The 16,968-nt window shown below is 43.3% G+C and carries 9 protein-coding genes; all 9 read left to right on the top strand.

Annotation, left to right across the window (positions count from 1 at the left end; translation table 11 throughout):
* Positions 1-15: 15 nt before the first annotated feature.
* The 9 genes from R3E32_14180 (at position 16) to R3E32_14140 (ending at position 16,948) form a co-directional block, all read left to right on the top strand.
* A complete protein-coding gene (locus R3E32_14180) occupies positions 16-4,008 on the top strand; it encodes a right-handed parallel beta-helix repeat-containing protein (protein ID MEZ4885877.1) in 3,993 nt (1,330 codons plus the stop codon).
* A 30-nt stretch (positions 4,009-4,038) separates the two neighbouring features.
* The gene (locus tag R3E32_14175) at positions 4,039-4,533 is read left to right on the top strand and encodes a hypothetical protein (protein ID MEZ4885876.1); all 495 of its coding nucleotides are present in this window, start codon (positions 4,039-4,041) and stop codon (positions 4,531-4,533) included.
* Positions 4,514-4,942 carry a hypothetical protein gene (locus R3E32_14170; protein MEZ4885875.1) on the top strand — a complete coding sequence of 143 codons (429 nt, stop codon included), beginning with the start codon at positions 4,514-4,516 and terminating at the stop codon, positions 4,940-4,942. The genes R3E32_14175 and R3E32_14170 overlap by 20 nt, the downstream gene beginning before the upstream one ends.
* On the top strand, positions 4,939-5,190 hold the full coding sequence (locus tag R3E32_14165; GenBank protein MEZ4885874.1) for a hypothetical protein: 252 nt from the start codon (positions 4,939-4,941) through the stop codon (positions 5,188-5,190). Before R3E32_14170 ends, R3E32_14165 begins: the two co-directional genes overlap by 4 nt.
* The gene (locus R3E32_14160) at positions 5,103-7,448 is read left to right on the top strand and encodes a hypothetical protein (protein MEZ4885873.1); all 2,346 of its coding nucleotides are present in this window, start codon (positions 5,103-5,105) and stop codon (positions 7,446-7,448) included. The genes R3E32_14165 and R3E32_14160 overlap by 88 nt, the downstream gene beginning before the upstream one ends.
* A 38-nt stretch (positions 7,449-7,486) precedes the next feature.
* Positions 7,487-7,957, top strand: a complete 471-nt coding sequence (locus R3E32_14155) for a hypothetical protein (protein ID MEZ4885872.1) — start codon at positions 7,487-7,489, stop codon at positions 7,955-7,957.
* Between the two features lie 62 nt (positions 7,958-8,019).
* On the top strand, positions 8,020-8,361 hold the full coding sequence (locus R3E32_14150; GenBank protein MEZ4885871.1) for a hypothetical protein: 342 nt from the start codon (positions 8,020-8,022) through the stop codon (positions 8,359-8,361).
* 80 nt (positions 8,362-8,441) lie between these two features.
* A complete protein-coding gene (locus R3E32_14145) occupies positions 8,442-14,027 on the top strand; it encodes a hypothetical protein (GenBank protein ID MEZ4885870.1) in 5,586 nt (1,861 codons plus the stop codon).
* A gap of 80 nt (positions 14,028-14,107) precedes the next feature.
* Positions 14,108-16,948, top strand: coding sequence for a gliding motility-associated C-terminal domain-containing protein (locus tag R3E32_14140; protein ID MEZ4885869.1), 2,841 nt, complete (start codon positions 14,108-14,110; stop codon positions 16,946-16,948).
* The last annotated feature ends 20 nt before the right edge of the window (positions 16,949-16,968 follow it).

Genomic DNA, 16,968 nt, shown 5'->3' with positions numbered 1-16,968 from the left:
AAAATACACCACTAAATGAAAAACCTACTCTACTCTTCTACAAAATATTTGTTAATTATTTGTTTTGCTTTATTGTCATCCTTGGTTGCCTACTCTCAAGGAGTCGTATGGGAACAGAACTATGGCGGTAGCAATATAGATTACCTACATTATATGATTCCCACTAGTGGAAATAATTTTATTTTAGTAGGTCAGACTAGTTCAAATGATAATGATGTAGATGGAAGTAATGGAGGAACAGACATGTGGGTAGCAGAAATAGATATAGATGGAAATATTCAATGGGATAAAAATTATGGAGGTAATTTATTTGATGTAGGAAGATCTTTATCTATAACATCTGATGGGGGATATATAATAGCAGGTTATTCTACCTCAAGTAATTTGGATGTAGTAGGTAACTATGGTCAACAAGATTTTTGGGTAGTAAAAATAGATGCTAATGGTATAATAGACTGGAATCAAAACTATGGTGGTAGTGACCAAGATTTTGCTTACAATATTTTATCTACTTCAGATGGCGGCTATATAATTGGAGGTTTATCAGAATCATCAGATAATGATGTAAATTCAAATTATGGTAATCGAGATTTTTGGGTGGTAAAAATAGATTCTAATGGAAATATTCAGTGGGATAAAAATTATGGCGGAAGTGATGTAGATGAATGTTTATCTATGGCATCGACTACAGACGGGGGTTATATATTGTCAGGGTTTACTATGTCAAATGATAATGATGTAGATTTAAACTATGGGGGTAAGGATTTTTGGGTGGTAAAAATAGACGCTAATGGAAATATTCAGTGGGATAAAAATTACGGAGGGAGTGGTGATGATACAGCTGAATCAATCATTCAAACAGTTGATGGAGGATATATTATAGGAGGGAATACGAATTCTGTTACTGATGATGTAGATGCAAATAATGGAAATACTGATTTTTGGGTAGTAAAAACAGATTCTAATGGAAATATTCAGTGGGAACAAAATTATGGAGGTACTGGTAGAGATATTGTTAACTCAGTAGCTTTATCATCTAATGGTGGTTATATAATTATAGGACGATCTGAATCTAGTAATGGAGATGTAGGAGGTAACTATGGGTCTAGTGATGTATGGTTGCTTAATATTGATGCAAATGGAAATATTGATTGGGAACAAAATTATGGCGGTAGTGACTATGAAGAAGGAGGTACTATTTTACCTATTTCAGAAGGGTATATTTATGGAGGTTATTCGGAATCTATAGACAATGATGTAAGTGGAAATTATGGGAATTTTGACATGTGGCTATTTAGTATATATGCCCCATTAGGAGGTACTTATACGGTAGGGCCCAGTCCTTCCTCTGATTTTATCAACCTACAACATGCCATGGATTCCTTGTCTCAAGTAGGGATGTACAAACAAGTCACCTTAGAAGTAGAAGCAGGAATTACTTTAGATGAACAGGTTCATATTACAGACTATGTAGGATTGACAGCTACGGATAGCTTGACCATCAATGGCAATGGTGCTACATTGACTAATAGTTTAGCGACGTGTACGAATCCCGCTATTATCCAAATAGATGGAGCAGACCATGTCATCATTAATGGTTTGAATATTGAAGCCTCTCCCGTAGCTACGGGCGCATGGGGCATTCACCTCAAAAACCAAGCGGACAGTGTCTATATCCGAAATTGTACGATAGATGTAGGAGTGAACGAAACGAGTACTTGCTATATGGGCATAGTGGCATCGAACAGCGATAATTCTATCAATGCACCCGACCACTATGGCAACAATGCCAACCGAACAGTCATTCACAACAATAATATCAGAGGAGGGCATACAGGGATTGCCATCTTGGGAAACAGCGATAAAAGTATGAAGGGTCCTGTCATTCAAGACAATGTCATCGAAGACAGTTACGATACGGGAATATTGTTGGGCTACCTCACTAATTTCTTGGTCAAAGAGAACATCATTAATTTGATCATTGACCGTGTCTCACCTAATCTAAATCCCGACAACACAGGCATACAACTGCGCTATGCCGAATCCCAATTGGAAGTATTTGAATACGGAATCTATGCGGGAGAATCCCAACTCGAAGTAGCTCAATACAGCGTTCCTGGCATTGAAGGAAATGAACTCTACAATATATCGGGTCAAGGCATTTACATTGAAGACAGTGGACAAAACCCAGCTGATTCTGCCAATGATCCGCCCTATATCGTGAACAATACGGTCAGTGGAAATTTTGGTGGAACGATGCCAAGCGCAGGAATCGTATTTGAGAATGGAGATTCTTGGTGGGTCTATCACAATAGCGTCAATGCAGAAGGCAATGGAGATGGCATTTACATAGATGCAGCAAGTTCGGACGTAGATGTACAAAACAATACTTTTACGACAGATGGAGGTATGGGCTTTCCCGCTCATATTGAGAATGAAAGTAGTATAAATACATGGGATTACAACAACTATTTTTCTCCCAATGCAGGAATAGTAAACATTGGAGGTGCTATCTTCAATGATATTCCTTCCTTACCCGACAATGATCATTCGGTCAGCATCAATCCTATTTTTATAGCTTTTAACAACTTACACATCTTAGACATTACCCAACAAACCAATGCAGCCGATCCTGCGATAGCCGCCCTGTTCCCCCTCGACATTGACGGAGAACCTCGACCCGATGGCACTACCCAACTGCCCGATATGGGAGCAGATGAAATCTTGCCTTTGGTGATATTGGAAGAAACGCTTTGCTATACCGTGGGAGACAGCATTCACCTATCCATCCCCGATACCCTAAACAATCCACAATGGATAGATGTGGTCAATATGACCTATAGTTTGGTTTCTTATGAGGAGGATTTAGATACCTTAGCCTTCGCTGTTACGCCCACTTATATAGGGGTAGGGAATACAACAAATGCTACTTATGCCGTCATTTATACCATCCATACTTCAGATGCGATGGCAGACAATAACAGTCCTGTTTGTGAGGGAGAAGATGTTCAATTGACAGGAAGCACTACCGTATCGGGAAGCAGTATGCCAACATACCAATGGTCGGGTCCTGATAACTACAGTTCCTCGACTCAAGACCCCTTATTGTCAACAGTAGAATTAGCAGATGCAGGAGAATACATATTGAAGGTAACGATAGATGGGTGTCTTTCAAAAGGAGATACCACGGTCGTTTCAATTTCTGAGCAACCCGATGCAACAGCAGAGGTAGATCAGGGAGCAGCTTGTATAGGAAAGGATATGACCTTAAACGCTCTCACGACTTCCTCCGCCACAGACATCACCTATCAATGGTCGGGACCGAATACTTTTAGCTCTACCGAACAAAGTCCCACATTGACCAATGTGGCAGTAGGAGATTCAGGAAATTATACGGTTGTCATCACCGCAGAAGGTTGTGTCTCTGACCCTGCCACTGTATCTGTAACAGTATTGTCTGTACCCAATGCTTCTGCCTCCAATACGGGAAGTCCCGCCTGTACAGGTGACGACATAACTTTAAATAGCAGCACTTCTACAGGTGGCAGCACCATTGGCTATGTCTGGAGTGGTCCAAACAATTTCACTTCCACCAATCAAAACCCCATTTTAACTGATGCGACCACCATTCAATCAGGCACTTACGCCGTCACGATTACAGTAGATGGTTGTACTTCCGATCCTTCCACTACCGACATTACCATCAATGCCGTTCCTTTGGCAACCGCCACCAATGACAGCCCTGCTTGCATGGGTGCAGATGTACAATTGAACAGCAACACCTCCACAACAGGTACTACTGTCGCCTATCAATGGAGTGGTCCAAACAGCTTTAGCTCCACCGAACAAAATCCAATTGTTTCCAATGCAGATGCTGCCAGTACAGGTGATTATAGCGTGACCATCACAGTTGATGACTGTGTATCACAAGGCAGGCAACTGTCACCTTCAATGGAGTGTAATCGTCAATGCAGATGCGTTCCCATTACAGTTGATGGTTGCATCTGACCGCCAATGCCGTTCCAATGACAGCCCTGCTTGCATGGGTGCAGATGTACAATTGAACAGCAATACACTCCACAACAGGTACTACTGTCACCTATCAATGGAGTGAGCTTTAGCTCCACCGAACAAAATCCAATTGTTTCCAATGCAGATGCTGCCAGTACAGGTGATTATAGCGTGACCATCACAGTTGATGGTTGCGTATCACAAGGCGCAACCACTTCTGTAATCGTCAATGCCGTTCCATTGGCAACCGCCACCAATGACAGCCCTACTTGCATGGGTGCAGATGTACAATTGAACAGCAATACCTCCACAACAGGTACTACTGTCACCTATCAATGGAGTACCAATAGCTTTAGCTCCACCGAACAAAATCCAATTGTTTCCAATGCAGATGCTGCCAGTACAGGTGATTATAGCGTGACCATCACAGTTGATGGTTGTGTATCAACAACTTCTGAATCGTCAATGCGCAACCACTTCTGTAATCGTCAATGCCGTTCCATTGGCAACCGCCACCAATGACAGCCCTACTTGCATGGGTGCAGATGTACAATTGAACAGCAATACCTCCACAACAGGTGGTGCTACTGTCACCTATCAATGGAGTAGTACCAATAGCTTTAGCTCCACCGAACAAAATCCAATTGTTTCCAATGCAGATGCTGCCAGTACAGGTGATTATAGCGTGACCATCACAGTTGATGGTTGTGTATCACAAGGTGCAATGACTTCTGTAATCGTCAATGCCGTTCCATTGGCAACCGCCACCAATGACAGCCCTGCTTGCATGGGTGCAGATGTACAATTGAACAGCAACACCGCTACAACAGGCACTACTGTCACCTATCAATGGAGTGCAGCTTTAGCTCCACCGAACAAAATCCAATTGTTTCCAATGCAGATGCTGCCAGTACAGGTGATTATAGCGTGACCATCACAGTTGATGGTTGTGTATCACAAGGCGCAACCACTTCTGTAATCGTCAATGCCGTTCCATTGGCAACCGCCACCAATGACAGCCCTACTTGCATGGGTGCAGATGTACAATTGAACAGCAATACCTCCACAACAGGTGCTACTGTCACCTATCAATGGAGTGTACCAATAGCTTTAGCTCCACCGAACAAAATCCAATTGTTTCCAATGCAGATGCTGCCAGTACAGGTGATTATAGCGTGACCATTACAGTTGATGGTTGCGTATCTGAAGGCGCAACCACTTCTGTAATCGTCAATGCCGTTCCATTGGCAACCGCCACCAATGACAGCCCTACTTGCATGGGTGCAGATGTACAATTGAACAGCAATACCTCCACAACAGGTACTACTGTCACCTATCAATGGAGTGGCCCCAATAGCTTTAGCTCCACCGAACAAAATCCAATTGTTTCCAATGCAGATGCTGCCAGTACAGGTGATTATAGCGTGACCATCACAGTTGATGGTTGTGTATCACAAGGCGCAACCACTTCTGTAATCGTCAATGCCGTTCCATTGGCAACCGCCACCAATGACAGCCCTACTTGCATGGGTGCAGATGTACAATTGAACAGCAATACCTCCACAACAGGTGCTACTGTCACCTATCAATGGAGTGGCCCCAATAGCTTTAGCTCCACCGAACAAAATCCAATTGTTTCCAATGCAGATGCTGCCAGTACAGGTGATTATAGCGTGACCATCACAGTTGATGACTGTGTGTCACAAGGCGCAATGACTTCTGTAATCGTCAATGCCGTTCCCGTTGCAACCGCCACCAATGACAGCCCTGCTTGTATGGGTGCAGATGTACAACTGAACAGCAACACCTCCGCAACAGGTGCTACTGTATCCTATCAATGGAGTGGACCCAATAGCTTTAGTTCCACCGAACAAAATCCAATTGTTTCCAATGCAGATGCTGCCAGTGCAGGTGATTATAGCGTGACCATCACAGTTGATGACTGTGTATCACAAGGCGCAATGACTTCTGTAATCGTCAATGCCGTTCCATTGGCAACCGCCACCAATGACAGCCCTGCTTGTATGGGTGCAGATGTACAATTGAACAGCAACACCTCCACCACAGGTGCTACTGCCACCTATCAATGGAGTGGCCCCAATAGCTTTAGCTCCACCGAACAAAATCCAATTGTTTCCAATGCAGATGCTGCCAGTGCAGGTGATTATAGCGTGACCATCACAGTTAATGACTGTGTATCACAAGGCGCAACCACTTCTGTAATCGTCAATGCCGTTCCCGTTGCAACCGCAAGCAATAATGGTGCGTGTATTGACGGCGATTTGCAATTACTCGGCAGTTCAGATATTGGAGGAACAACTGTCACCTACAATTGGACAGGCCCAAGTTTTAGTTCTATCCAAGAAGACCCACTTATCAACAATGTGGATGCGACCAATGCAGGAACTTATGAATTGATAGTGACGGTAGATGGCTGTGAATCGGAATTGGTCAGTACAGAAGTTACGGTCAATGAACCTCCAACGGCTACACTGAACAATCCTGCCCCAATATGTAATACAACTGCAGGTGGCTCAATTGTAAACTTTAGTGCTTTGATCACTGCTGGTGATGCAGGCGGAACATGGAACGATGTAGGTGCTTCTGGAGTGGATATGAGTGACTTGACTTCAGTAAATTTTGACGGAATTACTCCCAATTCCTATCAGTTTGACTATACCACCAACAGCGCTGATCCACCCTGTTCAGAACAGGTGTATTCCATTACACTTATCATCGAAGATTGCAACTGCCCAAGTATAGCCATATTGGCACCTGGTCCATTATGTGCCGATGCAGCTTTGATTGATTTGTCAGACAATGCGATACAACTTACCAATTCATCGGGAAATTGGTCTATGGCATCTACACCTATAGGCACAAATCCTGCCTCATTGGTTGATTCTATGTTTGATGCCACGGGCGCAGATGCAGGGGATTATACACTGACCTTTACCTTAGACATGCCTCCTCCGCCAGGCTGCAACCAAAGTGCCTCCATCACTATTGTTGTTGTTGAGCCTGTTGATGCAGGAAGTTCATCCGATTTAAGTGTTTGTAACAATGATGCCACTGCCATACTGTTGTCTTCATTGCTTGCAGATGCAGATAGTGGAGGAATTTGGAAATTGACATCGGGAACAATTAACGGAGGTGTTTTTGATGATCTGAATGGTACTTTTAACCCTTTGGGTCAATCCGCAGGTATATTGGAATTTACCTATACTGTCACGGGTAATACACCTTGTAGTAATGCCACTTCAACAGTAGAAATAACCATTGAAGATACACCGAATGCGGGAACAGGACAAAACACAACAGCTTGTAGTGATGATGTTACTTCAATTGATTTGAATGGACTTTTGACAGGCGCAGATACAGGAGGAATTGGACGCAAACCTCTGGAACAATTAACGGAGGTGTTTTTGATGATCTGAATGGTACTTTTAACCCTTTGGGTCAATCCGCAGGTATATTGGAATTTATCTATACTGTCACGGGTAATACACCTTGTAGTAATGCCACTTCAACAGTAGAAATAACCATTGAAGATACACCGAATGCGGGAACAGGACAAAACACAACAGCTTGTAGTGATGATGTTACTTCAATTGATTTGAATGGACTTTTGACAGGCGCAGATACAGGAGGGAATTGGACGCAAACCTCTGGAACAATTAACGGAGGTGTTTTTGATGATCTGAATGGTACTTTTAACCCTTTGGGTCAATCCGCAGGTATATTGGAATTTACCTATACTGTCACGGGTAATACACCTTGTAGTAATGCCACTTCAACAGTAGAAATAACCATTGAAGATACACCGAATGCGGGAACAGGACAAAACACAACAGCTTGTAGTGATGATGTTACTTCAATTGATTTGAATGGACTTTTGACAGGCGCAGATACAGGAGGAATTGGACGCAAACCTCTGGAACAATAAATGGAGGTATTTTTGATGCTACAACTGCTACGTTCGTTCCTTTAGGTCAAACAGCAGATATATTGGAATTTACCTATACTGTCACGGGTAATACACCTTGTAGTAATGCCACTTCAACAGTAGAAATAACCATTGAAGGTGCGCTCAGTGCGGGAACAGGGCAAAATACAACAGCTTGTAATGACGATGCCACTCCAATTGATTTGTTCTCAAAACTCACCAATGCAGATGCAGGTGGAATATGGTCTTTGACTTCTGGAACGCTTGACATAGGTGTATTTGATGCAACAAATGGAACGTTTACTCCATTGAATCAAAGTGCTGGCACATTCGAGTTTAGCTATACCCTTTCTGCTTCTGGCCTTGTGGGAGCGATATCTCGACTGTTACCATCAACGTTGTAGCATCTCCTACTGCTACCCTAACAACGGATGCAAATACTTGTAATGCAAGTGCCGATGGTTCAATTATTGACCTCACCAGCTTGGTAACAGGTGGTGATACAAATGGTACTTGGGCAGATACGGATGGTTCGGGTGCAAATATAATTGACTGGACAGCAGTTGATTTTGATGGAGTGACAACAGGTACTTATACTTTCACCTATACTTTGACGGATGTTAGTGGTATTTGTGGTGATGTTTCTTATGAGGTGGAAATTTTGGTGCAAGATTGTGCATGTCCAAATGTGGCAACCATAGCTCCAACGAGTGGTTTGTGCAACGATTCAGGAACATTGGATTTGAGTACGCTTCAAGTTACCACAGAATTGGGAACTTGGGCAATTACCAACACACCAGTTGGCAGCAACCCTGCAACCTTCACAGGCACTACTTTCGATGCCACAGGAGCAGATGCAGGGGATTACGAACTTACTTTCACCTTAGATGCTGCTCCACTTACCAGTTGTCCAGATTCATCTGTACAAATACTGACCGTTCAAGCGGCGGTCAGTGCAGGAACAGGCAGTTCGGAAGATGTGTGTAATGACGATGCCACTCCAATTGATTTGTTCTCAAAACTCACCAATGCAGATGCAGGTGGAATATGGTCTTTGACTTCTGGAACGCTTGACATAGGTGTATTTGATGCAACAAATGGAACGTTTACCCCATTGAATCAAAGTGCTGGCACATTCGAGTTTGATTATACCCTTTCTGCTTCTGGCCCTTGTGGGAGCGATATCTCGACTGTTACCATCAACGTTGTAGCATCTCCTACTACTACCCTAACAACGGATGCAAATACTTGTAATGCAAGTGCCGATGGTTCAATTATTGACCTCACCAGCTTGGTAACGGGTGGTGATACAAATGGTACTTGGGCAGATACGGATGGTTCGGGTGCAAATATAATTGACTGGACAGCAGTTGATTTTGATGGAGTGACAACAGGTACTTATACTTTCACCTATACTTTGACGGATGTTAGTGGTATTTGTGGTGATGTTTCTTATGAGGTGGAAATTTTGGTGCAAGATTGTGCATGTCCAAATGTGGCAACCATAGCTCCAACGAGTGGTTTGTGCAACGGTTCAGGAACATTGGATTTGACTACTTTACAATCAACAGCCGAATCTGGTTCATGGCAAGCTATCGAATCTTCGACTGGAACTATTGTTCCATTAACAGGCGATACTACATTTGATGCCACAGGTTTGTCGGCAGGAGAATACACATTGACTTTTACATTGGATGCTGCTCCAATTCCAAACTGCCCTGATTCTTCGGTGCAAGTCTTGACAGTACAACAGGCTGTCAGTGCAGGCATAGGCAGTTCACAACCTGCTTGTAATAATGAGATTGCCTCTATTGATTTGAAAGGATTCATATCAGGTTTTTCTTTGGGTGGAAGTTGGGTCGAGCTAAGTGGAGGTATAGACAATGGCGGCTTTGATGCGGCCAATGGCACATTCACTGCTGATGGACAAAGTGCGGGAACATTGCAGTTTGGCTATGTAGTGACGGCTACTGCACCTTGTGAAAACGATACAGCTTTTGTAAATATTGAAGTGGTCGCTCCTTCAAGTGCAGAAGTAACAACAAATACGACTGTTTGCGATTCAAGCATAAGCCCCCAAGGTTCAATTTTGAATTTGATGGGTTTGATTGTTTCTGGTGACACAAATGGTACTTGGGCAGATACGGATGGTTCGGGTGCAAATATAATTGACTGGACAGCAGTTGATTTTGATAGCGTGACAGCAGGAGAATACACTTTCACCTATACTTTGACGGATGTTAGTGGTATTTGTGGTGATGTTTCTTATGGGGTCGAGATTTTGGTGCAAAATTGCGCCTGTCCAAACGTAGCGACAAAAACCCCTGTGGATGGTTTGTGCAACGATTCGGGAACATTGGATTTGACTACTTTACAATCAACAGCCGAATCTGGTTCATGGCAAGCTATCGAATCTTCGACTGGAACTATTGTTCCATTAACAGGCGATACTACATTTGATGCCACAGGTTTGTCGGCAGGAGAATACACATTGACTTTTACATTGGATGCTGCTCCAATTCCAAACTGCCCTGATTCTTCGGTGCAAGTCTTGACAGTACAACAGGCTGTCAGTGCAGGCATAGGCAGTTCACAACCTGCTTGTAATAATGAGATTGCCTCTATTGATTTGAAAGGATTCATATCAGGTTTTTCTTTGGGTGGAAGTTGGGTCGAGCTAAGTGGAGGTATAGACAATGGCGGCTTTGATGCGGCCAATGGCACATTCACTGCTGATGGACAAAGTGCGGGAACATTGCAGTTTGGCTATGTAGTGACGGCTACTGCACCTTGTGAAAACGATACGGCTTTTGTAAATATTGAAGTGGTCGCTCCTTCAAGTGCAGAAGTAACAACAAATACGACTGTTTGCGATTCAAGCATAAGCCCCCAAGGTTCAATTTTGAATTTGATGGGTTTGATTGTTTCTGGTGACACAAATGGTACTTGGGTAGATACGGATGGTTCGGGTGCAAATATGGGTGATTGGACAGCCGTTGATTTTGATAGCGTGACAGCAGGAGAATACACTTTCACCTATACTTTGACGGATGTTAGTGGTATTTGTGGTGATGTTTCTTATGGGGTCGAGATTTTGGTGCAAAATTGCGCCTGTCCAAACGTAGCGACAAAAACCCCTGTGGATGGTTTGTGCAACGATTCGGGAACATTGGATTTGACTACTTTACAATCAACAGCCGAATCTGGTTCATGGCAAGCTATCGAATCTTCGACTGGAACTATTGTTCCATTAACAGGCGATACTACATTTGATGCCACAGGTTTGTCGGCAGGAGAATACACATTGACTTTTACATTGGATGCTGCTCCAATTCCAAACTGCCCTGATTCTTCGGTGCAAGTCTTGACAGTACAACAGGCTGTCAGTGCAGGCATAGGCAGTTCACAACCTGCTTGTAATAATGAGATTGCCTCTATTGATTTGAAAGGATTCATATCAGGTTTTTCTTTGGGTGGAAGTTGGGTCGAGCTAAGTGGAGGTATAGACAATGGCGGCTTTGATGCGGCCAATGGCACATTCACTGCTGATGGACAAAGTGCGGGAACATTGCAGTTTGGCTATGTAGTGACGGCTACTGCACCTTGTGAAAACGATACGGCTTTTGTAAATATTGAAGTGGTCGCTCCTTCAAGTGCAGAAGTAACAACAAATACGACTGTTTGCGATTCAAGCATAAGCCCCCAAGGTTCAATTTTGAATTTGATGGGTTTGATTGTTTCTGGTGACACAAATGGTACTTGGGCAGATACGGATGGTTCGGGTGCAAATATAATTGACTGGACAGCAGTTGATTTTGATGGAGTGACAACAGGTACTTATACTTTCACCTATACTTTGACGGATGTTAGTGGTATTTGTGGTGATGTTTCTTATGAGGTGGAAATTTTGGTGCAAGATTGTGCATGTCCAAATGTGGCAACCATAGCTCCAACGAGTGGTTTGTGCAACGATTCAGGAACATTGGATTTGAGTACGCTTCAAGTTACCACAGAATTGGGAACTTGGGCAATTACCAACACACCAGTTGGCAGCAACCCTGCAACCTTCACAGGCACTACTTTCGATGCCACAGGAGCAGATGCAGGGGATTACGAACTTACTTTCACCTTAGATGCTGCTCCACTTACCAGTTGTCCAGATTCATCTGTACAAATACTGACCGTTCAAGCGGCGGTCAGTGCAGGAACAGGCAGTTCGGAAGATGTGTGTAATGACGATGCCACTCCAATTGATTTGTTCTCAAAACTCACCAATGCAGATGCAGGTGGAATATGGTCTTTGACTTCTGGAACGCTTGACATAGGTGTATTTGATGCAACAAATGGAACGTTTACTCCATTGAATCAAAGTGCTGGCACATTCGAGTTTAGCTATACCCTTTCTGCTTCTGGCCCTTGTGGGAGCGATATCTCGACTGTTACCATCAACGTTGTAGCATCTCCTACTGCTACCCTAACAACGGATGCAAATACTTGTAATGTAAGTGCCGATGGTTCAATTATTGACCTCACCAGCTTGGTAACAGGTGGTGATTCAAATGGTACTTGGGCAGATACGGATGGTTCGGGTGCAAATATAATTGACTGGACAGCAGTTGATTTTGATGGAGTGACAACAGGTACTTATACTTTCACCTATACTTTGACGGATGTTAGTGGTATTTGTGGTGATGTTTCTTATGAGGTGGAAATTTTGGTGCAAGATTGTGCATGTCCAAATGTGGCAACCATAGCTCCAACGAGTGGTTTGTGCAACGATTCAGGAACATTGGATTTGAGTACGCTTCAAGTTACCACAGAATTGGGAACTTGGGCAATTACCAACACACCAGTTGGCAGCAACCCTGCAACCTTCACAGGCACTACTTTCGATGCCACAGGAGCAGATGCAGGGGATTACGAACTTACTTTCACCTTAGATGCTGCTCCACTTACCAGTTGTCCAGATTCATCTGTACAAATACTGACCGTTCAAGCGGCGGTCAGTGCAGGAACAGGCAGTTCGGAAGATGTGTGTAATGACGATGCCACTCCAATTGATTTGTTCTCAAAACTCACCAATGCAGATGCAGGTGGAATATGGTCTTTGACTTCTGGAACGCTTGACATAGGTGTATTTGATGCAACAAATGGAACGTTTACTCCATTGAATCAAAGTGCTGGCACATTCGAGTTTAGCTATACCCTTTCTGCTTCTGGCCCTTGTGGGAGCGATATCTCGACTGTTACCATCAACGTTGTAGCATCTCCTACTGCTACCCTAACAACGGATGCAAATACTTGTAATGTAAGTGCCGATGGTTCAATTATTGACCTCACCAGCTTGGTAACAGGTGGTGATTCAAATGGTACTTGGGCAGATACGGATGGTTCGGGTGCAAATATAATTGACTGGACAGCAGTTGATTTTGATGGAGTGACAACAGGTACTTATACTTTCACCTATACTTTGACGGATGTTAGTGGTATTTGTGGTGATGTTTCTTATGAGGTGGAAATTTTGGTGCAAGATTGTGCATGTCCAAATGTGGCAACCATAGCTCCAACGAGTGGTTTGTGCAACGATTCAGGAACATTGGATTTGAGTACGCTTCAAGTTACCACAGAATTGGGAACTTGGGCAATTACCAACACACCAGTTGGCAGCAACCCTGCAACCTTCACAGGCACTACTTTCGATGCCACAGGAGCAGATGCAGGGGATTACGAACTTACTTTCACCTTAGATGCTGCTCCACTTACCAGTTGTCCAGATTCATCTGTACAAATACTGACCGTTCAAGCGGCGGTCAGTGCAGGAACAGGCAGTTCGGAAGATGTGTGTAATGACGATGCCACTCCAATTGATTTGTTCTCAAAACTCACCAATGCAGATGCAGGTGGAATATGGTCTTTGACTTCTGGAACGCTTGACATAGGTGTATTTGATGCAACAAATGGAACGTTTACTCCATTGAATCAAAGTACTGGCACATTCGAGTTTAGCTATACCCTTTCTGCTTCTGGCCTTGTGGGAGCGATATCTCGACTGTTACCATCAACGTTGTAGCATCTCCTACTGCTACCCTAACAACGGATGCAAATACTTGTAATGTAAGTGCCGATGGTTCAATTATTGACCTCACCAGCTTGGTAACAGGTGGTGACACAAATGGTACTTGGGTAGATACGGATGGTTCGGGTGCAAATATGGGTGATTGGACAGCCGTTGATTTTGATAGCGTGACAGCAGGAGAATACACTTTCACCTATACTTTGACGGATGTTAGTGGTATTTGTGGTGATGTTTCTTATGGGGTCGAGATTTTGGTGCAAAATTGCGCCTGTCCAAACGTAGCGACAAAAACCCCTGTGGATGGTTTGTGCAACGATTCGGGAACATTGGATTTGACTACTTTACAATCAACAGCCGAATCTGGTTCATGGCAAGCTATCGAATCTTCGACTGGAACTATTGTTCCATTAACAGGCGATACTACATTTGATGCCACAGGTTTGTCGGCAGGAGAATACACATTGACTTTTACATTGGATGCTGCTCCAATTCCAAACTGCCCTGATTCTTCGGTGCAAGTCTTGACAGTACAACAGGCTGTCAGTGCAGGCATAGGCAGTTCACAACCTGCTTGTAATAATGAGATTGCCTCTATTGATTTGAAAGGATTCATATCAGGTTTTTCTTTGGGTGGAAGTTGGGTCGAGCTAAGTGGAGGTATAGACAATGGCGGCTTTGATGCGGCCAATGGCACATTCACTGCTGATGGACAAAGTGCGGGAACATTGCAGTTTGGCTATGTAGTGACGGCTACTGCACCTTGTGAAAACGATACGGCTTTTGTAAATATTGAAGTGGTCGCTCCTTCAAGTGCAGAAGTAACAACAAATACGACTGTTTGCGATTCAAGCATAAGCCCCCAAGGTTCAATTTTGAATTTGATGGGTTTGATTGTTTCTGGTGACACAAATGGTACTTGGGCAGATACGGATGGTTCGGGTGCAAATATAATTGACTGGACAGCAGTTGATTTTGATGGAGTGACAACAGGTACTTATACTTTCACCTATACTTTGACGGATGTTAGTGGTATTTGTGGTGATGTTTCTTATGAGGTGGAAATTTTGGTGCAAGATTGTGCATGTCCAAATGTGGCAACCATAGCTCCAACGAGTGGTTTGTGCAACGATTCAGGAACATTGGATTTGAGTACGCTTCAAGTTACCACAGAATTGGGAACTTGGGCAATTACCAACACACCAGTTGGCAGCAACCCTGCAACCTTCACAGGCACTACTTTCGATGCCACAGGAGCAGATGCAGGGGATTACGAACTTACTTTCACCTTAGATGCTGCTCCACTTACCAGTTGTCCAGATTCATCTGTACAAATACTGACCGTTCAAGCGGCGGTCAGTGCAGGAACAGGCAGTTCGGAAGATGTGTGTAATGACGATGCCACTCCAATTGATTTGTTCTCAAAACTCACCAATGCAGATGCAGGTGGAATATGGTCTTTGACTTCTGGAACGCTTGACATAGGTGTATTTGATGCAACAAATGGAACGTTTACTCCATTGAATCAAAGTGCTGGCACATTCGAGTTTAGCTATACCCTTTCTGCTTCTGGCCCTTGTGGGAGCGATATCTCGACTGTTACCATCAACGTTGTAGCATCTCCTACTGCTACCCTAACAACGGATGCAAATACTTGTAATGTAAGTGCCGATGGTTCAATTATTGACCTCACCAGCTTGGTAACAGGTGGTGATACAAGCGGAACTTGGACTGATACCGATGTTACGGGAGTAAACATGAGTGATTGGACAGCCCTTGATTTTGATGGTATTACAGAGGGAGCTTACATTTTTACCTATACCTTAAACTCTGCTAATGCACCCTGTACAAACCCTTCTTATCCAGTCACTGTTCTGGTCGAAGATTGCAACTGCATCCAACCTTCAAGTCCTACTCCTTTAGTGGGTCTAATTAGTATTTGTGACAACGAAATAAACAATACTTCTTTTGAAGTCAATACAGAGGTAGGAACAACAGTCAATTGGTACGATGCTACAACAGGAGGCAATTTATTGGCATCGGGTTTAACATTTATGCCAACTGATGCAGGTATTTATTATGCACAAGCTGTTAATAATACGGATGCATGTACAAGTGAGATGGTAGAATTTGTGCTTCAAGCAAATTCTACTCCAATAGCTTTATTCGATATTTCCACTGCCACTTGTAAAAATGAACCCATAACTTTTATTTTTGATGGAATTGCAGATACAGATGCTATTTATACTTGGGACTTTGGAGGAGGAGATATAATGGACGGAATAGAGCCACATTCCTACACTTGGACAAATACAGGCGAACAAAACGTTACTTTGACCATCGAACAAAATGGATGTATGGACAGCTATACATCGAGTATCACCATTTCAGAAGTGGAAGTAGGAATCACTACACCAAAAACGATTATTCCAGCAGGTGAAGTTTTGCCATTATCCGCTACTGGGTTTTCCAGTATGGGAGATGTGACTTATACTTGGTCTTCTACTGGGAGTTTACCTGATTGTTTGGATTGCCCAGAAACATCCGTCAAAGTAAATCAAAATTCAAATATTACCGTTGTCGCAAGTGATGAATTTGGTTGCTCAGATGATGCTACCATAGCAATAGGAGTGCTTTATAAAGATGAAGTATTGATGCCTGCCGCTTTTTCTCCTAATAATGATGGAGTAAACGATGAGTTTGGAATAACTCCTATCAATGTCAGCAAAATAGAAACATTTGAAATTTATAGTAGGTTGGGCAATAAAGTATTTAGCACCAATGACCTTAACGAAACGTGGGATGGTAACTATAAGTTTGTACCCCAAGATATAGGACTATATGTTTACTTTATTAGGGGAACAGACAATGATGGGAAGGAATTTTTGGCTAAAGGGAACGTTATGTTGATAAGGTAACTTTTTGGAGGGCTTGGAGT

It is taken from the genome of Chitinophagales bacterium (assembly GCA_041392475.1).
Lineage (GTDB): Bacteria > Bacteroidota > Bacteroidia > Chitinophagales > UBA2359 > JAUHXA01.
This window is presented reverse-complemented; position numbering and strand designations above follow the sequence as displayed.